The organism is Pseudomonas sp. LBUM1672 (genome assembly GCF_059695655.1).
This window is the reverse complement of sequence record NZ_CP166781.1, coordinates 1,473,134-1,491,069: the sequence shown is the minus strand read 5'-3', so window position 1 is coordinate 1,491,069 and position 17,936 is coordinate 1,473,134. Positions and strand designations below refer to the sequence as shown.

Here is a 17,936-nt window from a genome sequence, read left to right as displayed (position 1 = left end):
TCGCCACAGCAAGCCCCCTCGCCGCAGGTAAAATATTCACTCCCCCGCAATAAAACTCACCCGCACCTTCAACCCCGCCGACTCACCATCGTGCAGGCTGATCTGCGCCAGGTGCGCGCGACAGATCTCACCGACAATCGCCAACCCCAACCCCGAGCCAGCGACCTGCTGATTACGCCGGTAAAAGCGCTCGAACACCCGATCCCGCTCATCGATGGGAATCCCCGGTCCGTCGTCCTCGACCTCCAGCACCGCCGGCGCCGTGACTCGCAAAATCACATTGCCGCCCGGCGGCGTGTGAGCGAGGGCGTTGTCCACCAGATTGCTCAGCAATTCGTTCAACAGCGTCGGCTCGCCGCGCAGCCACACCGGCTCGTCCGCTTCCAGCGCCAAGGCTACGCCGCGCGCATGGGCCAACGGCGCCATGGCCATGCCCAGTTCGCGCGCCAACTGACTCAGGTCCAACAACTGCGCGCCGCCCTCGGCAATCGCCCGAGCCCCGTTTTCTACTCGCGCCAGCGAAAGCAATTGATTGGCCAGGTGAGTCAGACGGTCGGTGCCTTGGGCAGCGGTTTCCAGGGTGCTGCGCCAGGTTTGCGGCTCGTTTGAACGCAAGCCCAGTTCCAGTCGCGCCTTGAGCGCCGCCAACGGCGTACGCAGTTCATGGGCAGCATCGGCGATGAACTGCGCCTGTCGCTCGAACTGCCCACGCAGACGCTCGGTAAAGTGATTGAGTGCGCGCACCAGCGGCCACAATTCATGCTGCACTTCCACCAGTGGCAATGGCCGCAAATCATCCGACTGACGCTCCTCCACCGCCGTGCGCAAGCGCTCCAGCGGACGCAACGCCGCGCTGACCGCAAACCACACCATCAACAACGCACCGACCGCCAGCATGCCCAAACGCAGCAACGTGTCCGCTGCCAGACTGCGGGCCATCGCGACCCGCGCTTCGTCGGTCTCCGCCACGCGGATTTCCGCCATGCCGTTCATGTTCGGTTCGCTCACGGGTTTGAGCAGGCTCACCACGCGTACGTTCTGCCCACGGTATTGAGCGTTATAGAAGCTCGCCAGTGCCGGATAGTCATCGGTACGCGGCGTTCCCGGGGGCGGTGGCGGCAGGTTTTCGTAACCGGAAATCAGCTTCTGATTGATGTCGTTGACCAGGTAGAAAATCCGCCCGGCGCTGTCGTATGCAAACGTATCGAGGGCCACGTAAGGCACATCGGCACTGAGACTGCCATCGCGCTGGGATACGCCGGCGGCGATGGTCCTCGCCGACGCCAGCAGAGTCCGGTCATACGCCGTGTCAGCAGCTTCGCGACCATTCCAGTACGCGCTCAAACCACTGGCCAGCATTAACACCACCAACAACAGCGCGAGGTTCCACAGCAACCGCCAGCGCAGGCTGCTGGGCTTATGCATCGCGGCTTTCCAGCAAATAGCCGAGACCGCGGAAGGTCACGATGGCGACCGGTTGGCCGTCGAGTTTCTTGCGCAGGCGGTGGACGTAGATTTCGATGGCATCCGGGCTGGCTTCTTCATCCAGGCCAAACACCTGAGAAGCCAGCTGCTCTTTGCTCATCACCCGACCCGGCCGGGCGATCAACGCTTCGAGGACCGCCTGTTCGCGGGAGGTCAGGGTCAGCAATTCTTCACCGAGGGTGAAGCGCCGAGTGTCCAGGTCATAGGCCAGCACGCCACAGCGCTGCTGACGCTCACCGCCCAGCACACTGCGCCGCAACAAGGCTTTGACCCGGGCTTCGAGTTCGGTCAGTTCGAACGGCTTGGCCAAGTAATCGTCGGCGCCGAGGTTGAGCCCGTGAACCCGGTCCTTGACGTCGCTGCGGGCGGTCAGCATCAGCACCGGCAGGTTCTTGCCCCGGGCTCGCAGGCGCGCCAGCACTTCGAATCCATCCATGCGCGGCAGGCCGACATCAAGGATCGCCACCGCGTACTCCTCGCTGCTCAAGGCCAGGTCGGCCGCCACGCCGTCGTGCAGCACATCCACGGTCAGCCCGGTGCTCTTGAGCGCCTGGGCGACGCTTTCGGCGAGCTGCAGATGGTCTTCGACGAGCAGAACACGCATGGATCTTTACCTCATTCAGGGATGGTCGACGCCATTCTTTGGCGCGGAGTTTACAGCCGCATCCGCTGCTGTGAAGCCTGAAAACTGTGAAAGCCAATTGAAAGGTTAGTGAAAGGTTGGCCCGTTAGAGTCGGCCCACGGATGGTTTCGACTGCGGACCAGCCGATCGTGCTTTGAAATGTAGCTCCCGAAAAACGCCTTGATGCGTTTTCGCCAATAAGAACAATAACGAGGTACTGCACCATGCTGGCCAGACAGCTTCAGGTATACCCGCCCCGCCCGTTTTTTCAATCCCCATCGTTCACGCTTGTCAGCGCCGATACCGGCTGCATGGCGCGAAACCGCCGCACCTGAAACATCCCCAAAAACAAAAACTCCCGTGGAGACAACAATGAATCGATCACTGCGCCGTTTCGCCCTCGCCGCCAGCTGCATGCTGTTCGCCGGCCAACTGATGGCCGAGCCAAAACGCCCTGAATGCATCGCCCCGGCCTCACCGGGTGGCGGTTTCGACCTGACCTGCAAACTGGCGCAAAGCGCGCTGGTGAACGAAAAACTGCTGACCAAACCGATGCGCGTGACCTACATGCCCGGCGGTGTCGGCGCGGTGGCGTACAACGCGGTGGTCGCTCAACGTCCGGCGGATGCCGGTACGCTGGTGGCGTGGTCCAGCGGTTCGCTGCTGAACCTGGCCCAAGGCAAGTTCGGTCGTTTCGATGAAACCAACGTTCGCTGGCTGGCCGCCGTCGGCACCAGCTATGGCGCCATCGCAGTGAAAAGCGATTCGCCCTACAAGTCCCTCGACGATCTCGTGCAAGCACTGAAGAAAGATCCAAGCAAAGTGGTGATCGGCTCCGGCGGCACCGTCGGCAGCCAGGACTGGATGCAAACCGCGCTGATCGCCAAGGCCGCCGGTATCAACCCGCGCGACCTGCGTTACGTCGCCCTTGAAGGCGGCGGTGAAATCGCCACCGCCCTGCTCGGCGGCCACATCCAGGTCGGCAGCACCGACATCTCCGACTCCATGCCGCACATCCAGAGTGGTGACATGCGCCTACTGGCCGTGTTCTCCGAGAAGCGCCTGGACGAGCCGGAAATGAAAGACATCCCGACCGCCAAAGAGCAAGGCTACGACATCGTCTGGCCGGTGGTTCGTGGTTTCTACCTCGGGCCAAAGGTCAGCGACGAAGACTACGCCTGGTGGAAAGAGGCCTTCGACAAACTGCTGGCGTCCGAAGACTTCGCCAAGCTGCGCGATCAACGCGAGCTCTTCCCGTTCGCCATGACCGGCCCGGAGCTGGACACCTACGTGAAAAAGCAGGTTGCCGACTACAAAGTGCTGGCCAAAGAGTTCGGCCTGATCCAGTGATCGCCTCTTTCTAGCGGCTGCGGCCCCTGACTGTTGGGGGCTGCGGCCCAGGAGTTCCCCATGCTCTTACAACGCATTTTTGCTTCGGTGCTGTTGCTGGCCTGTGTCGGCCTGGCACTGATGGCCTGGCCGTATCAGGCGGCTTTTTCCTACGAACCGGTGGGCCCTCGCGCGTTTCCGCTACTGATGCTCGGTTTGATGGGGCTCGGCTTGCTGTACATGGTGTTTCGGCCGACGCCGATCATCCACAGCGACGACGACCCGAAACTGGACCGTGAAACGCTGATCAAGATCGGCATCTGTGTAGTGTTGTTGCTGGTGTTCGCCGGCACCTTCGAACCCCTTGGTTTCATCGTCGCCAGCATTCTGATCGGCGTCCCCATGGCTCGCCTGTATGGCGGTCGCTGGCTACCGAGCGCGGTGATCATCAGCCTGATGGCCATCGGTCTTTACCTGCTGTTCGACAAGTTGATGGACGTGCCACTGCCCTTGGGCATACTCGGCGTTCTGGAGAACTGATATGGATACTCTTGGCTATTTGGGTCAGGGCTTCGGCGTCGCACTGAGCCCGTATAACCTGGTGACCGCGCTCTGCGGCACCCTGATCGGTACCGTTGTCGGCCTGCTGCCCGGCCTGGGCCCGATCAATGGCGTGGCGTTGTTGATCCCGATCGCGTTCGCCCTGGGCCTGCCGCCGGAGTCGGCCCTGATCCTGTTGGCGGCGGTATATCTGGGTTGCGAATACGGCGGGCGGATCAGCTCGATCCTGCTGAACATCCCGGGCGAAGCCTCCACTGTCATGACGACTCTCGACGGCTACCCGATGGCCCGCAAAGGCCTGGCCGGTGTGGCGCTGTCGTTGTCGGCGTGGAGTTCGTTCATCGGTGCGTTCATCGCCACCTGCGGCATGGTGCTGTTCGCGCCATTGCTGGCGAAATGGGCGATTGCCTTCGGTCCGGCAGAATATTTCGTGTTGATGGTGTTCGCGATTGTCTGCCTTGGCGGCATGGCCGGCGATCGTCCGTTGAAGACGTTCATTGCCGCGCTGATCGGTCTTTTTCTGTCGACCGTTGGCATCGACGCCAACAGCGGCGTGTACCGTTTTACCGGAGACAACATCCATTTGACTGACGGCATTCAGTTCGTCGTTCTGGTGTTGGGCCTGTTCTCGATCAGTGAAATTCTCTTGCTGCTGGAAAAAACCCATCGTGGCCAGGAAGCGGTGAAAGCCACCGGCCGGATGATGTTCAACTTCAAGGAAGCGTCGGCGGTGTTCGTGGTGAACATCCGTTGCGGCTTGTTGGGCTTCATCATGGGCGTGTTGCCGGGCGCCGGCGCCACCCTCGCCAGCGCCGTGGCCTACATGACCGAAAAACGCATCGCCGGCGACAAAGGCACGTTCGGCCAAGGTGACATGCGCGGCCTCGCTGCACCGGAAACCGCCATCGGCGGTGCAGCCTGCGGCGCGCTGGTGCCCATGCTGACCCTCGGCGTTCCAGGTTCGGGGACCACAGCGGTGATGATCGGCGCGCTGTCGCTGTACAACATCACCCCCGGCCCGCTGTTGTTCCAGCAACAACCGGACATCGTCTGGGGCCTGATCGCCTCGCTGTTCGTCGCCAACGTCATGCTGGTGATCCTCAACATCCCGATGATCCGCATCTTCACCCGCATCCTCGCCGTGCCGAACTGGGCGCTGGTGCCGGTGATCGCGATCATTACCGGGATCGGCGTCTACGCGGTGCACGCCACCACCTTCGACCTGTTCCTGATGATCGGCATTGGCATCTTCGGTTACATCCTGCGCAAGCTGGACTTCCCGTTGTCACCCGTGCTGCTGGGCTTCATCCTCGGTGGATTGATGGAACAGAACCTGCGTCGTGCGCTGTCGATCTCCAACGGTGCGCTGGAAATCCTCTGGTCGAGCCCGATCACCTTCGGTTGCTGGGTGCTGACAGCCATCATGTTGCTGATGCCGCTGCTGCGGATTTGGCGCAAACGTTCGGTTGCGCGGCGCGTTATCGCTGATGTCTGATCGAACACCCTTCAACGCCTGGTGGGGTACGCCGCTGGTCGGCGCGCTGGGCGGTTACCTCGCCAGTCTGGTCGGCTGGCCGCTGCCGTGGATGGTCGGCTCGTTGCTGGCGATCATCCTGGTGCGCTGCCTGACACCCTGGCAATTGGCGGAAATCCCTGGCGGCCGCAAGTGCGGCCAGTGGGTGGTCGGCATCGGTATCGGCCTGCACTTCACCCCGGTGGTGATGGAGCAGGTGTTGAGTCACTTCGGCTTGATCTTCTTCGGTGCGTTGATCACCAGCCTGTCCGCCGTGGTCGGGGTCTGGTTGATGCGGCGCACCGGGGAGGATCGCGCCACCGCGTTCTTTTCCAGTATGCCCGGCGGCTCCGGGGAGATGGTCAACCTCGGCGCACGTAATGGCGCGGTGCTCAGTCGCGTGGCGGCGGGGCAAAGTTTGCGGGTGCTGGTGGTGGTGCTGTGCGTGCCAGCAGCCTTCAAATACTTGTTGGGTTACGGCGCACCAGTCTTGCACCCAAGTACCGTGAATTGGTGGTGGCTGGCCCTTCTATTCCCGGCAGGTGCGCTGGCAGCCTGGCTCTGGGAACGTCTTCGTCAACCCAATCCGTGGCTGTTCGGGCCGTTGCTGGTGAGTGCGGCGGTAAGCATTGGTTGGGATTTGCACATCGGCTTGCCCAATGGCGGCAGCCAGATCGGCCAATGGCTGATCGGCAGCGGCTTGGGCTGTCACTTCAATCGGCAGTTTTTCCGTCGGGCGCCTTCCTTTATGGGGCGGACCTTGATCGGCACGGTGCTGACCATGTTGATCGCCACGGCGGCGGCACTGGGATTGAGTGCGCTGACGCATCTGGATTTGCGTTCGCTGACGTTGGGCATGATGCCCGGCGGCATTGCGGAGATGAGCCTGACGGCGGAGACCCTGCAGTTATCGGTGCCGCTGGTGACGGCGATGCAGGTGATGCGGTTGTTGTTTGTGTTGTTTCTGGCGGAGCCGTTGTTCAGGTATTGGAATCGCGAGCCGGAACAACCCTGACTCGCAACATTAGACCGCGAAGCTTTTTTAGACTGGCGGCAACCGCCACTCGATCGGCGTCTCGCCATTCTGCTCAAGAAACTTGTTGGTCCGGCTGAAATGCCCGCAACCCAGAAATCCGCGATAGGCGGACAACGGTGACGGATGCACCGAGGTCAGCACCAGGTGTTTGGTGGCATCGATCAGTTTCTGCTTGCTCTGGGCATGGGCGCCCCACAGCATGAACACAAGATGCGGTTGCTGCTGGCTGACCACTTCAATGATCCGATCCGTGAAAAACTGCCAGCCCTTGTCCTTGTGCGCATTGGCATTGGCCCGCTCCACCGTCATCGTGGTATTGAGCATCAATACGCCCTGCTCAGCCCAGCTCTGCAGGTAGCCATGACTGGGGATGTCGATGTTCAGGTCGCGCTTCAACTCTTTATAGATGTTCACTAGCGACGGCGGCGCCGGTACACCCGGTTGCACTGAGAAGCACAACCCATGAGCCTGTCCCGGGCCGTGATACGGGTCCTGGCCGAGTATGACGACCTTGACCTTGTCCAGCGGCGTGGAGTTAAGTGCGTTGAAAATCATCGGTCCAGGAGGATAGATCTCCTTGCCCGCCGCGCGCTCCTGTTGCAGGAAATTACGCAACTCTGCCATGTAGGGCTGGTCGAATTCGGCACGTAGCGCCTCCTTCCAGCCCGGTTCGAGTTTGATACGGTCGTCAGCAGTCATGGTTACATCCGGCAAAAACAATGGGGCGAACCCTAGGAAAGCCCATCGCGCTTGTCAATTGATCTGACGCAGATCCGGCACTTTCCTGTACAGCGATCATACTGAACGCTCAAATTCCCTATCGAGGTCACGATGAATCTGCACTTCGAAGAACTCACCGGCATCGACGGCGCGCGCATCGGCATCGCCAGCCTGGATGCCGAAAAGTCGCTCAACGCGCTTTCCCTGCCCATGATCAACGCCCTGCGCGATCAGATGGACGCCTGGGCCAAGGATCCGCAAATCGTCTGTGTTTTGTTGCGCGGCAATGGCGCCAAGGCCTTTTGCGCTGGCGGCGAAGTGCGCAGCCTGGTGGAAGCCTGTCGCGCTCACCCGGGGGAAGTGCCACCCTTGGCCGCGCACTTCTTTGCGGCGGAATATCGCCTGGACTTCAATCTGCACACCTTCCCCAAACCGCTGATCTGCTGGGGCCATGGTTATGTGCTCGGTGGTGGCATGGGGCTGCTGCAAGGCGCGAGCATCCGAATTGTCACGCCGAGCAGCCGTCTGGCGATGCCGGAGATCAGTATCGGTCTTTATCCCGATGTCGGCGCCAGTTGGTTTCTCTCACGGCTGCCCGGCAAGCTTGGGTTGTTTCTTGGACTGACCGGCGCACACATGAACGGTCGCGATGCGATCGACCTGGACCTGGCCGACCGTTTTCTGCTCGATGAACAGCAAGAAGAGCTGATCGAAGGCTTGCTGCAATTGAACTGGCAGGAACAGACGCCGATGCAGCTCAACAGTCTGCTCAAGGCCTTGCAGCAGGAAGCCGTCGCGCAAATGCCCGAAGCGCAGTGGCTGCCGCGACGCCAGCAAATCGATGAACTGCTGGACGTTGCCGATGTGCGCTGCGCCTGGAAAGCCATCAGCCATCTGCGTGACCATACGGATCTGCTGTTCAGCCGCGCGGCGAAGACCATGACCGAGGGCTCGCCCCTGACTGCGCATCTGGTGTGGGAACAGATCGCCCGCGCCCGGCACATGTCGCTGGCAGAGGTCTTTCAAATGGAATACACGATAAGCCTCAACTGCTGCCGTCATCCTGAGTTCAGCGAGGGGGTGCGGGCGCGGTTGATCGACAAGGATCAGAAACCTCATTGGCACTGGCAGGACGTCAACACAGTGCCGGATGCGGTGGTGGAAGCGCACTTCCACAAGGTCTGGGAAGGCCGGCATCCGCTGGCTGATTTGTCGGAATACTAAACGAATGTGGGAGCGGGCTTGCTCGCGAAGAGGGAGTGTCAATCAGCATTATTGCCGTCTGACACACCGCCTTCGCGAGCAAGCCCGCTCCCACACAGGTATTGCGTTTAGCTCATATTACCGGCGACCACCTCGGCCATCGTGATCGCCGCGACCATTATGGTCGCCTCTCCCACCGTGATTGTTGCGCCCGCCATGGCCACGGTTGTCGTTGCTCCAACCGCCGCGGTTCCGCCCGTCCCAACCATGGGCCCGGTAGTCGCCCCGTTGCGACTGGTAATAACGCGGTGCCGGTTGATAAACCCGCGGCTGATGGTAATAGCGCGGTGTTGGTTGGTAATACCGTGCCGGTGGCGCGTAGTACCGGCGTGGCGGCGTGTAGTAACCGCCGCCACCTGAATAATAAGGGCCGCCACCGGAATAATAGGCGGGCGCTGGCGAGGTATAGACCTCGGAACTGTAGTAGCTGCCTCCTCCATCGGAATAGGGTACGCACGCACCAAGAGACAATCCCACTACTGCAATCAGAAGAATTCGGCGGAGCTGTTTTCGACAGAGCATGGCGGCCTCCTGGACCGCGAGTGAGCCACACCAGCGACGCTGGCAGGCGACAGTCAATTATTCGGTGACTGTCGAAAGATCAGACATCGATTTCGAAATCTGGTGCGTTCTTGAAACAGATTGAAACAAGTCGCCGATGAAAGGTTTTTCATCTATTCACCCGCCGATTAATGGTGGCCATGACGATATCCACCCCCGTGATGACGTGATCCGTGCCCGCCCCAATAGAAGTAGCGATAGCCGCCGTAAAAGCGTGGGCCGTAGTAATAGCGGGGACCGTAATAGTAGGAATAAGGGGAATAGCCGGGGTAGTAATAGGGCGCGGAATAAACATCGTAGCCTCCGGCGTAGTAATAGCAGCCGGACAAGCCCAGACCGAGAACGACACCGAACAACAGTCGACGAAACATGGCGGCCTCCTGAAAGACCACAACCGGAACAGGCCGGCTGACACCCCTTTTGACTGGCAACATTGCGCCGAGTGCCGAGCAGCGCGGACCTTCGGATCAGCGGCCAGTCCGATCCATTGCGGTGCACCCGCGCACCATCACAAGGCAGCCCGACCTCCCTGCCCCAACGGACTACTCGCGTAACTCCCCACGCTAGAGCCCTCAAGCCAACTTGGCACGGCTCTCGCTTTAGCAAACCCGTGCAGGAGTCATCACAGGTTCGCGGCACCACAATTTGCAATGGCTGACTAGGGTTCCGGCTCGCTAAGGCGAGTGGCTGGTCCGAGAGTTGGCGACCTCCAGTTGAGGTTACACGGCGGGACAAAAGCCCGGGAGACAAGCCACCGTTCGCGGTGCCGCGTTGACTCCTGCCCGCCCTTGATCAACTGGAGAACCACCCATGCTCAAGCTTCGTTTACCCGCCCTCCTCGCCGCTGCTTTCGCGGCCCTCGTGAGCGTCTCGTCCCAGGCCGCCCAGAAAGACCACTTCAGCGTCTGCTGGACCATTTACGCCGGCTGGATGCCGTGGGAATACGCCGGCAGCCAAGGCATCGTCGACAAATGGGCGAAGAAGTACGGCATCAAGATCGATGTCGTGCAGCTCAACGATTACGTCGAATCCATCAACCAGTACACGGCCGGCCAGTTCGACGGTTGCACCATGACCAACATGGACGCGCTGACCATCCCGGCGGCAGGCGGCGTCGACAGCACCGCGCTGATCGTCAGCGACTTCTCCAACGGCAACGACGGTGTCGTGCTCAAGGGCGACGGCAAGAAAGTCACCGACCTCAAGGGCATGGACGTCAATCTGGTCGAGCTGTCGGTCTCGCACTACCTGCTGGCGCGGGCGCTGGATTCAGTCGATCTCACCGAGAAAGACCTCAAAGTGGTGAACACCTCTGACGCCGATATCTCGGCCGCCTTTAACACCGATCAGGTCAACGCCGTCACCACCTGGAACCCGATGCTTTCGGACATCAAGGCCAAGCCCGGGGTGACCGAAGTCTTCAACTCCAGCCAGATCCCCGGCGAAATCATGGACATGATGGTGGTCAACAGCGCCACCCTCAAAGACAACCCGGCCCTGGGCAAAGCGCTGACCGGCGCCTGGTTCGAAGTGGTCGCGTTGATGAACGCGAAAAACGCCGCCAGCAAAACTGCGCTGGAACACATGGCCAAAGCTTCGGGCACCGACCTGGCCGGTTTCCAGGCGCAACTCGACACCACCAAATTGTTCGCTACGCCCAAGGAAGCCCTGGACTTCTCCACCAGCAAGCAGCTGCCGGAAACCATGCGCAAAGTCGCCGAGTTTTCGTTCCAGCACGGCTTGCTCGGTGAAGGCGCCAAGGACACCAGCGCGGTCGGCATGGCCTTCGCCAATGGCGTGACCAGCGGCGACAAGACCAACCTCAAGCTGCGCTTCGACCCGACCTACGTGCAGATGGCCGCTGACGCCAAGCTGTAAACCGGAGGACTGGCCATGCGCCTGATCAATCGCCACCCGGATCGCCCGAGTCGCCTGCTGTTGGTGATCCTGCCGTTCGCCCTGGTGCTGTTCGCCTACTTCATGGGCTCGGCCGAGCGGCTGATGGATAACCCCAACGACAAGCTGCTGCCTAGTGCCGTGCAGATGACCGACGCGGTAAAACGCCTGGCCTTCACTGCCGACACGCGCACCGGTGAATACCTGTTGTGGCAAGACACCGCGTCCAGTCTGCGACGCCTGGCCATCGGCCTCGGTATCAGCGCGTTGGCCGGGCTGTGCCTGGGCATCGCCGCCGGGACGTTGCCGCTGTTTGGCGCGCCGTTGTCACCGTTGCTGACCGTACTGTCGATGGTGCCGCCACTGGCGATTCTGCCAATTCTGTTCATCGTCTTCGGGCTGGGGGAATTGTCGAAAGTGATGCTGATCGTGATCGGCATCACCCCGTGCCTCGCTCGTGATCTGGAACAGCGTGCCCGGGAAATTCCGGTCGAGTTGCTGATCAAGGCCCAGACCCTCGGCGCGTCAACCTGGACGCTGATGTTGCGCGTGGTGCTACCGCAATTGTTACCACGGCTGCTGATCTCGCTGCGGTTGATGCTGGGTTCGGCGTGGTTGTTCCTGATCGCTGCCGAAGCCATCGCCTCTACCGACGGCCTCGGCTACCGGATTTTCCTGGTGCGCCGTTACCTGGCGATGGACGTGATTCTGCCGTACGTGGTGTGGATCACCCTCCTCGCCTGGCTGATGGATTGGGGCCTGAAGCGCCTGACTCAGCGTGCGTTCCCCTGGTATGAAGGAGCCCGCGCATGAGCTTCATCACGGTAAAAAACGTCTGGCAGCAATACGCCGATCAGGTGGTGCTCGAAGGTTTGAACCTGAACGTCAACGAGGGTGAGTTCTGCACCCTGGTCGGCGCATCGGGTTGTGGCAAATCCACCTTCCTTCGACTGCTACTCGGTCAGGAGCGCGCCAGTCGCGGCGAGATTCTGCTGGATGGCCAGACGCTGGCCGGTGAGCCTGATTCGAGCCGTGGCGTGGTGTTCCAGCGTTACTCGGTGTTCCCGCACCTGACCGTGCTGGACAACGTCGCCCTCGGCCTCGAACTGCCGCGTTCGCCGCTGCTCGGGCGCTTGTTCGGCAGCGCTAAAAAAGACGCCCGCGAACAAGCCTCGGTGTTATTGCACAAAGTCGGCCTCGGCCACTCGCTGAACAAGTACCCGGCGCAGCTCTCCGGCGGCATGCAACAACGGCTGGCCATCGCCCAGGCGCTGATCATGAAACCCCGGGTGTTGCTGCTCGATGAACCGTTCGGCGCGCTCGATCCGGGCATCCGCAAAGACATGCACGCCTTGCTGCTGGAGCTGTGGCGCGAGACGCAACTGACGGTGTTCATGGTCACCCATGACCTGTCCGAAGGGTTCAGTCTCGGCACCCGTTTGCTGGTGTTCGACAAGGTCCGCGTCGACCCGCACGCCCCCGGCGCCTATGGCGCGCGCATCACCTACGACATCCCTTTGAACAGCGACCGCCGCGTCAATCGCGCCGCCGTCGACGCCTTGCCGGCTGAACTGGCGGGCACGCTTCGTATCGCTTAGAGGAATTTTGAAATGACTGATTCGACTCAACTGTTCCCGCCCTTCGCCGAAGAAATGCTCCCCGGCGGCGGCCATCGTTCGTTCGTCTTGAAACGCGGCCAATTGCTGCGTCTGACCGACCTGCGCGGCGGCGCCAACGTCAGCCTGACTTTGCTCAATGCCAATGAAAAAACCGAGCGCCTGAACCTCCCCGACAGCCTCAAATGCCAACACACCGCCAAGCTCACCACTGGCCACTGCCTGTACTCGGACATGGGCCGCGTGCTGGCGGCGATCACCGCCGACACCTGCGGTTGGAGCGACAGCCTCGGCGGCGTGCTCTGCGCTGAAGAAGTCGCGGAAAAATACGGCGCCGGTCGTTATCAGGAGCTGCGCAACGGCTTCTTCCGCAACGGCACCGACAACCTGTTGGTGGAACTGGGCAAGTGGGGTTTGGGCCTGTCCGACTTGCTGATGACGCTCAACCTTTTCAGCCGCGTGAACGTCGATGAGGCCGGGCGTTTCCACTTCGTCGAAGGCAACTCGAAGGCTGGCGACTACATCGAGTTGTACGCGCCGATGGACACGCTGGTGGTCCTCACTGCGTTGCAACACCCGATGGACCCATCACCTGAATACGCCCCCAAGCCCTTGAAGTTGAGCTGGATGAACGCCGACGCCAGCGTCGCCGAACACTGCCGCACCTCGCGCCCGGAAAACGAGCGCGGCTTCATCAACACCGACCGCCTGTTCGCCTGAGGATCGCTGCCATGTCACTTGCAATCGCTACCGCACAACAGTCTCCTGAAACCGCGATCTACCGCGCCACCATCCCGGCCGGCGAACCGTGGCTGATGGAGGTCAAGGCTGGCCAGACGTTGCGCATCCTCGACCTGGAAGGCAATCAGGCCGTCGATACCTTGTTCTACAGCGTCGCCAATCCCAAGGAGCGTTACGACGTGCAGCGTACGTTGCGCCGGCAGAACAGCGTCTACCTGAGCACCGGCAGCGTGCTGTACTCCAACCTCGGCAAACCGATGCTGACCATCGTCGCCGACACTTGCGGGCGTCACGACACCCTCGGCGGCGCCTGCGCGCAAGAGAGCAACACCGTGCGTTACGCGTTGGAGAAACGCTACATGCACAGCTGCCGCGACAACTACCTGCGGGCGTGCGTCCACGACGGGCGACTGGGCAAGGGTGACATCGGGCCGAACATCAACTTCTTCATGAACGTGCCGGTCACCGCCGATGGCGGGCTGACCTTTGAAGACGGCATTTCGGCACCTGGCAAGTACGTCGACCTGCGGGCCGAGATGGACGTGATCGTGCTGATCTCCAACTGCCCGCAACTGAACAACCCGTGCAATGCCTACAACCCGACCCCTGCGGAGCTTTTGGTATGGAACTGAAATTAGCGCGGTTGCGTAAATGGTTGTTCGCCCTGTGCCAGGCACGTTCCGGGCAGTGCCTCAAAAAGTAAAAACACCCCAATCCAAATGTGGGAGCGAGCTGTGGCGAGGGGATTTATCCCCGTTGGGGCGCGAAGCGCCCCTAAAAAACGGGACTGCTGCGCAGCCCAACGGGGATAAATCCCCTCGCCACAGCCCGCTCCCACAGGTTCAGTGGTGTTCTGAAGAGTTGTGATTTTGCCGTCGGGGACGACCCCGGCGCTCATCGAAAAACTGCGGGACGGCCCGCATCCCCTCCGGGGTCTATGCCATGTTCGAAAAAGTCCTGATTGCCAACCGTGGCGCCATCGCCTGCCGCATCCTGCGCACTCTGCGTGAAGTGCAGGTCAAGGGCGTTGCCGTTTACTCCGAAGCGGATGCCGCGAGCCTGCACATCCTGCAAGCCGATGAAGCCCACAGCCTCGGTGAAGGCGCGGCCGCTGGCACCTACCTGGCGGTCGAGAAAATCCTCGCCATCGCCAAAGCCACCGGCGCCACGGCGATCCATCCCGGCTACGGCTTCCTTTCGGAAAACGCCGCGTTCGCCGAGGCCTGCGAAGCCGCCGACATCGCCTTCATCGGCCCCACGCCAGAGCAACTGCGCGTGTTCGGCCTCAAGCACACCGCGCGCGCCCTGGCCAAGCAACATGGCGTGCCGATGCTCGAAGGCACCGAACTGCTCGACAGCCTCGACGCGGCGCTGATTGCGGGCGATCAGGTCGGCTACCCGGTGATGCTCAAAAGTACCGCTGGCGGTGGCGGCATCGGCATGCGCGTATGCCGCAGTGCGGCGGAATTGAGCGAATCCTTCGAAGCGGTGAAACGCCTCGGCCAGAACAACTTCAGCGACGCCGGTGTGTTCATCGAGAAGTACATCCAGCGCGCCCGCCACCTGGAAGTTCAGGTGTTCGGCGACGGTCGCGGCGAAGTGATTGCCCTCGGCGTGCGCGACTGCTCCGTACAGCGGCGCAATCAGAAAGTCCTCGAAGAAACACCCGCGCCGAACCTGCCCAACGGCATGGCCGAAGAACTCTGCGCGGCGGCAATCAAACTGGCGAAAGCGGTGAAATACCGCAGCGCCGGCACTGTGGAATTTGTCTTCGACAGCGAAGACCAACGGTTCTACTTCCTGGAAGTGAACACCCGTTTGCAGGTGGAACACGGCGTCACCGAGCAAGTGTGGGGCGTCGACCTGGTGCGCTGGATGGTGGAACTGGCAGCCGGTGATTTGCCGCCATTGAGCGACTTGAGCCGAGACTTGAAAGCCGACGGCCATGCGATTCAGGCACGGCTGTATGCCGAAGACCCGGGTCGTGATTTCCAGCCGAGCCCAGGCTTGCTGACCGCCGTGAACTTCCCTGCCGCCGATGGCCAACACCTGCGCATCGACAGCTGGGTCGAGGCCGGTTGCGAGATTCCGCCATACTTCGATCCGATGATCGCCAAGGTCATCTGCTGGGCGCCGACCCGTGAAGAGGCCGCTGCCGATCTGCATCAGGCGTTGGGCGACAGTCTGCTCTACGGCGTGGAAACCAATCGCGATTACCTGCGGCAAATTCTGCTCGATGCGCCGTTCGCCAGCGGTCAGCCGTGGACCCGTTGCCTGGAAGGTCTGGTGTATCAGGCCAACACCTTTGAAGTGCTCAGCGCCGGTACTCAGACCAGCGTTCAGGACTATCCCGGCCGTCTCGGTTACTGGGCGGTGGGCGTGCCGCCGTCGGGGCCGATGGACAGTCGCGCTTTGCGTCTGGCCAATCTTTTGCTGGGGAATGACGAAGGCGCGGCGGCGCTGGAAATCACCATGAGCGGACCGTTGCTGCGCTTCAATTGCGATGCGGTGGTCGCGGTCACCGGGGCGGTCATTCCACTGGCATTGAACGGTGAAACCGTCGCGATGAACACGGCGCTGCTGATTCCGGCCGGCGCCACATTATGCCTCGGCACGATTGCCGGGGCCGGTGCTCGCAGCTATCTGAGCCTGCGCGGCGGCTTGCAAGTGCCGGATTACCTGGGCAGCAAAAGCACGTTCACGCTGGGTCAGTTTGGTGGGCATGGCGGTCGTGCGTTGCGGGCGGGTGATGTGTTGCATGTGCCTGCATTGATCGACCGCAGCGTCGGTCAGCAACTGGACCGCGTCACCGAGTTGTCTGCTGTGCGGCAGATCCGGGTGATCTACGGGCCGCATGGCGCACCGGAATACTTCACCGAGAATTACATCGGCACTTTCTTCGCGACCCAGTGGGAAGTGCATTTCAACTCCAGCCGTACCGGCGTGCGATTGATCGGGCCGAAGCCGGAATGGGTGCGGGCCGATGGGGGTGAGGCAGGGCTGCATCCGTCGAATATTCATGACAATCCATATGCCATTGGGGCGGTGGATTTTACCGGGGACATGCCGGTGATTCTGGGGCCGGATGGTCCGAGTCTGGGCGGGTTTGTTTGCCCGGTGACGGTGATTGAGGCGGATCTTTGGCAGCTTGGGCAGCTGAAGGCTGGGGACAAAGTCCAGTTCTCACCGGTCGACATCAAAACCGCCCGAAATCTCGCCTTGAAATGGAATACCCCTTGTGGGAGCTGGCTTGCCAGCGATGGGGACCGAGCAGACACCGCATCAGCTTCATCGCTGGCAGGCCAGCTCCCACAGGGTCTGGTGTCGCCGGTGGTGTTGGATTTGGGTCAGGACGATACGCGTCTGGTTGCGAGGTTGTCGGGGGACACTCACCTGCTGCTGGAAATCGGCGCACCTGAACTTGACCTCGTCCTGCGCTTTCGCGCCCACGCCCTGATGCAAGCCCTGGAAAGCAAACACCTCCACGGTGTGATCGACCTCACCCCGGGCATCCGCTCGCTGCAAGTGCACTACCAACCCGAGCAACTTCCCTTGGCCGATCTGCTCGGCATCATCGCCGGCGAATGGGACGCCGTGTGCGCCGCCAAAGACCTGCAAGTGCCATCGCGCATCGTGCATTTACCGCTGTCCTGGGACGATCCGGCCTGCCAGTTGGCGATCGAGAAATACATGACCACCGTGCGCAAGGACGCACCGTGGTGCCCGAGCAATCTGGAGTTCATCCGCCGCATCAACGACCTGCCGAACCTCGACGAAGTGCAGCGCACGGTGTTCGACGCCAGCTATCTGGTAATGGGCCTCGGTGACGTTTACCTCGGCGCACCGGTCGCCACCCCGCTCGATCCGCGCCATCGCCTGGTCACCACCAAGTACAACCCGGCCCGCACCTGGACCGCGGAAAACTCGGTGGGCATCGGTGGCGCCTATATGTGCGTGTACGGCATGGAAGGTCCCGGCGGTTATCAGTTTGTCGGACGCACGTTGCAGATGTGGAACCGCTACCGCGAAGTCGCCGCGTTCGACGGCAAACCGTGGCTGCTGCGCTTTTTCGACCAGATCCGTTTCTACCCCGTGAGCGCCGATGAACTGTTGCGCATCCGCCGCGATTTCCCGCTCGGGCGTTTCGATCTGAACATCGAGCACAGTCAACTGAACCTCGCGGATTACCAGGCCTTTCTGACAAAAGAAGCCGAGACCATCGCCGCGTTTCGCGATCAGCAGCAAGGTGCGTTCAACGCTGAACGCGAACGCTGGATCGCCAGCGGCCAGGCACATTTCGACAGCGAAGAACCGGATCCGGAAGTGACCGAAGACGCACCGCTCGCCAGCGGTGAAATGAGCGTCGACAGCCACATCGCCGGCAACCTCTGGCAGGTTCAGGTCGAGACCGGCAGCCGCGTCGCCGCCGGGGATGTGCTGGTGATTCTGGAGTCGATGAAGATGGAAATTCCGCTGCTCGCACCCATGGCCGGCGTGGTGCGCGAGATTCGCGTGCAACCGGGTTCGGCGGTGCGTGCCGGACAGCGCGTCGTGGTGCTGGAACTCGACTGAACCCATTTGAAAAAGGATTA

16 protein-coding genes and 1 riboswitch are annotated in these 17,936 nt (G+C 61.4%); of the genes, 11 read left to right on the top strand and 5 right to left on the bottom strand.

Annotated features, from left to right (window positions below):
• Nucleotides 1–36: 36 nt before the first annotated feature.
• Complete coding sequence (locus tag ACA053_RS06680) at nucleotides 37–1,425, bottom strand: sensor histidine kinase (RefSeq protein ID WP_497316202.1); 1,389 nt, start codon at nucleotides 1,423–1,425, stop codon at nucleotides 37–39.
• Complete coding sequence (locus ACA053_RS06675) at nucleotides 1,418–2,089, bottom strand: response regulator (RefSeq protein ID WP_038358340.1); 672 nt, start codon at nucleotides 2,087–2,089, stop codon at nucleotides 1,418–1,420. Before ACA053_RS06675 ends, ACA053_RS06680 begins: the two co-directional genes overlap by 8 nt.
• Before the next feature lie 391 nt (nucleotides 2,090–2,480).
• Here ACA053_RS06675 and ACA053_RS06670 point away from each other — a divergent pair, with 391 nt between their 5' ends.
• Genes ACA053_RS06670 through ACA053_RS06655 form a run of 4 tightly spaced genes read left to right on the top strand, consistent with a single transcriptional unit; the run spans nucleotide 2,481 to nucleotide 6,526 of the window.
• On the top strand, nucleotides 2,481–3,458 hold the full coding sequence (locus ACA053_RS06670) for a Bug family tripartite tricarboxylate transporter substrate binding protein (RefSeq protein ID WP_109628390.1): 978 nt from the start codon (nucleotides 2,481–2,483) through the stop codon (nucleotides 3,456–3,458).
• A 60-nt stretch (nucleotides 3,459–3,518) separates the two neighbouring features.
• Nucleotides 3,519–3,977 carry a tripartite tricarboxylate transporter TctB family protein gene (locus ACA053_RS06665; RefSeq protein WP_497394787.1) on the top strand — a complete coding sequence of 153 codons (459 nt, stop codon included), beginning with the start codon at nucleotides 3,519–3,521 and terminating at the stop codon, nucleotides 3,975–3,977.
• Between the two features lies 1 nt (nucleotide 3,978).
• A complete protein-coding gene (locus tag ACA053_RS06660; protein ID WP_497316198.1) occupies nucleotides 3,979–5,493 on the top strand; it encodes a tripartite tricarboxylate transporter permease in 1,515 nt (504 codons plus the stop codon).
• Nucleotides 5,486–6,526, top strand: a complete 1,041-nt coding sequence (locus tag ACA053_RS06655) for an AbrB family transcriptional regulator (RefSeq protein ID WP_497316196.1) — start codon at nucleotides 5,486–5,488, stop codon at nucleotides 6,524–6,526. The genes ACA053_RS06660 and ACA053_RS06655 overlap by 8 nt, the downstream gene beginning before the upstream one ends.
• A 27-nt stretch (nucleotides 6,527–6,553) precedes the next feature.
• Here ACA053_RS06655 and ung read toward each other — a convergent pair whose 3' ends face one another.
• Nucleotides 6,554–7,246 (bottom strand): uracil-DNA glycosylase, encoded by a 693-nt coding sequence (gene ung, locus ACA053_RS06650; RefSeq protein ID WP_218495106.1) that lies wholly within the window; start codon nucleotides 7,244–7,246, stop codon nucleotides 6,554–6,556.
• Nucleotides 7,247–7,378: 132 nt separating this feature from the next.
• On the opposite strand from ung, the gene dspII reads away from it, so the two are divergent.
• Nucleotides 7,379–8,491 (top strand): enoyl-CoA hydratase/isomerase DspII, encoded by a 1,113-nt coding sequence (dspII, locus tag ACA053_RS06645; protein WP_497394786.1) that lies wholly within the window; start codon nucleotides 7,379–7,381, stop codon nucleotides 8,489–8,491.
• Between the two features lie 117 nt (nucleotides 8,492–8,608).
• Here dspII and ACA053_RS06640 read toward each other — a convergent pair whose 3' ends face one another.
• A complete protein-coding gene (locus tag ACA053_RS06640; RefSeq protein WP_497394785.1) occupies nucleotides 8,609–9,052 on the bottom strand; it encodes a hypothetical protein in 444 nt (147 codons plus the stop codon).
• Between the two features lie 167 nt (nucleotides 9,053–9,219).
• Nucleotides 9,220–9,462, bottom strand: coding sequence for a hypothetical protein (locus ACA053_RS06635; RefSeq protein WP_109628384.1), 243 nt, complete (start codon nucleotides 9,460–9,462; stop codon nucleotides 9,220–9,222).
• A 276-nt stretch (nucleotides 9,463–9,738) separates the two neighbouring features.
• Nucleotides 9,739–9,839, top strand: a riboswitch (guanidine-I (ykkC/yxkD leader).
• Between the two features lie 62 nt (nucleotides 9,840–9,901).
• Here ACA053_RS06635 and ACA053_RS06630 point away from each other — a divergent pair.
• The 6 genes from ACA053_RS06630 (at nucleotide 9,902) to uca (ending at nucleotide 17,916) form a co-directional block, all read left to right on the top strand.
• The gene (locus ACA053_RS06630; RefSeq protein ID WP_497316189.1) at nucleotides 9,902–10,969 is read left to right on the top strand and encodes a putative urea ABC transporter substrate-binding protein; all 1,068 of its coding nucleotides are present in this window, start codon (nucleotides 9,902–9,904) and stop codon (nucleotides 10,967–10,969) included.
• Between the two features lie 15 nt (nucleotides 10,970–10,984).
• Nucleotides 10,985–11,800, top strand: a complete 816-nt coding sequence (locus tag ACA053_RS06625; RefSeq protein WP_497297815.1) for an ABC transporter permease — start codon at nucleotides 10,985–10,987, stop codon at nucleotides 11,798–11,800.
• Nucleotides 11,797–12,585 carry an ABC transporter ATP-binding protein gene (locus ACA053_RS06620; RefSeq protein WP_497394784.1) on the top strand — a complete coding sequence of 263 codons (789 nt, stop codon included), beginning with the start codon at nucleotides 11,797–11,799 and terminating at the stop codon, nucleotides 12,583–12,585. Before ACA053_RS06625 ends, ACA053_RS06620 begins: the two co-directional genes overlap by 4 nt.
• A 12-nt stretch (nucleotides 12,586–12,597) precedes the next feature.
• Nucleotides 12,598–13,323, top strand: coding sequence for an urea amidolyase associated protein UAAP1 (locus tag ACA053_RS06615; RefSeq protein WP_008036212.1), 726 nt, complete (start codon nucleotides 12,598–12,600; stop codon nucleotides 13,321–13,323).
• A gap of 11 nt (nucleotides 13,324–13,334) precedes the next feature.
• Complete coding sequence (locus ACA053_RS06610) at nucleotides 13,335–13,976, top strand: urea amidolyase associated protein UAAP2 (RefSeq protein ID WP_497316185.1); 642 nt, start codon at nucleotides 13,335–13,337, stop codon at nucleotides 13,974–13,976.
• Between the two features lie 310 nt (nucleotides 13,977–14,286).
• Nucleotides 14,287–17,916 carry an urea carboxylase gene (uca, locus tag ACA053_RS06605; protein WP_497394783.1) on the top strand — a complete coding sequence of 1,210 codons (3,630 nt, stop codon included), beginning with the start codon at nucleotides 14,287–14,289 and terminating at the stop codon, nucleotides 17,914–17,916.
• Nucleotides 17,917–17,936: the final 20 nt, after the last annotated feature.

Excerpts from the sequence above, each read along its gene's own strand:
- ACA053_RS06680 (WP_497316202.1), bottom strand. The coding sequence starts at position 1,425 with ATGCATAAGCCCAGCAGCCTGCGCTGGCGGTTGCTGTGGAACCTCGCG.
- ACA053_RS06675 (WP_038358340.1), bottom strand. The coding sequence starts at position 2,089 with ATGCGTGTTCTGCTCGTCGAAGACCATCTGCAGCTCGCCGAAAGCGTC.
- ACA053_RS06670 (WP_109628390.1), top strand. The coding sequence starts at position 2,481 with ATGAATCGATCACTGCGCCGTTTCGCCCTCGCCGCCAGCTGCATGCTG.
- ACA053_RS06665 (WP_497394787.1), top strand. The coding sequence starts at position 3,519 with ATGCTCTTACAACGCATTTTTGCTTCGGTGCTGTTGCTGGCCTGTGTC.
- ACA053_RS06660 (WP_497316198.1), top strand. The coding sequence starts at position 3,979 with ATGGATACTCTTGGCTATTTGGGTCAGGGCTTCGGCGTCGCACTGAGC.
- ACA053_RS06655 (WP_497316196.1), top strand. The coding sequence starts at position 5,486 with ATGTCTGATCGAACACCCTTCAACGCCTGGTGGGGTACGCCGCTGGTC.
- ung (WP_218495106.1), bottom strand. The coding sequence starts at position 7,246 with ATGACTGCTGACGACCGTATCAAACTCGAACCGGGCTGGAAGGAGGCG.
- dspII (WP_497394786.1), top strand. The coding sequence starts at position 7,379 with ATGAATCTGCACTTCGAAGAACTCACCGGCATCGACGGCGCGCGCATC.
- ACA053_RS06640 (WP_497394785.1), bottom strand. The coding sequence starts at position 9,052 with ATGCTCTGTCGAAAACAGCTCCGCCGAATTCTTCTGATTGCAGTAGTG.
- ACA053_RS06635 (WP_109628384.1), bottom strand. The coding sequence starts at position 9,462 with ATGTTTCGTCGACTGTTGTTCGGTGTCGTTCTCGGTCTGGGCTTGTCC.
- ACA053_RS06630 (WP_497316189.1), top strand. The coding sequence starts at position 9,902 with ATGCTCAAGCTTCGTTTACCCGCCCTCCTCGCCGCTGCTTTCGCGGCC.
- ACA053_RS06625 (WP_497297815.1), top strand. The coding sequence starts at position 10,985 with ATGCGCCTGATCAATCGCCACCCGGATCGCCCGAGTCGCCTGCTGTTG.
- ACA053_RS06620 (WP_497394784.1), top strand. The coding sequence starts at position 11,797 with ATGAGCTTCATCACGGTAAAAAACGTCTGGCAGCAATACGCCGATCAG.
- ACA053_RS06615 (WP_008036212.1), top strand. The coding sequence starts at position 12,598 with ATGACTGATTCGACTCAACTGTTCCCGCCCTTCGCCGAAGAAATGCTC.
- ACA053_RS06610 (WP_497316185.1), top strand. The coding sequence starts at position 13,335 with ATGTCACTTGCAATCGCTACCGCACAACAGTCTCCTGAAACCGCGATC.
- uca (WP_497394783.1), top strand. The coding sequence starts at position 14,287 with ATGTTCGAAAAAGTCCTGATTGCCAACCGTGGCGCCATCGCCTGCCGC.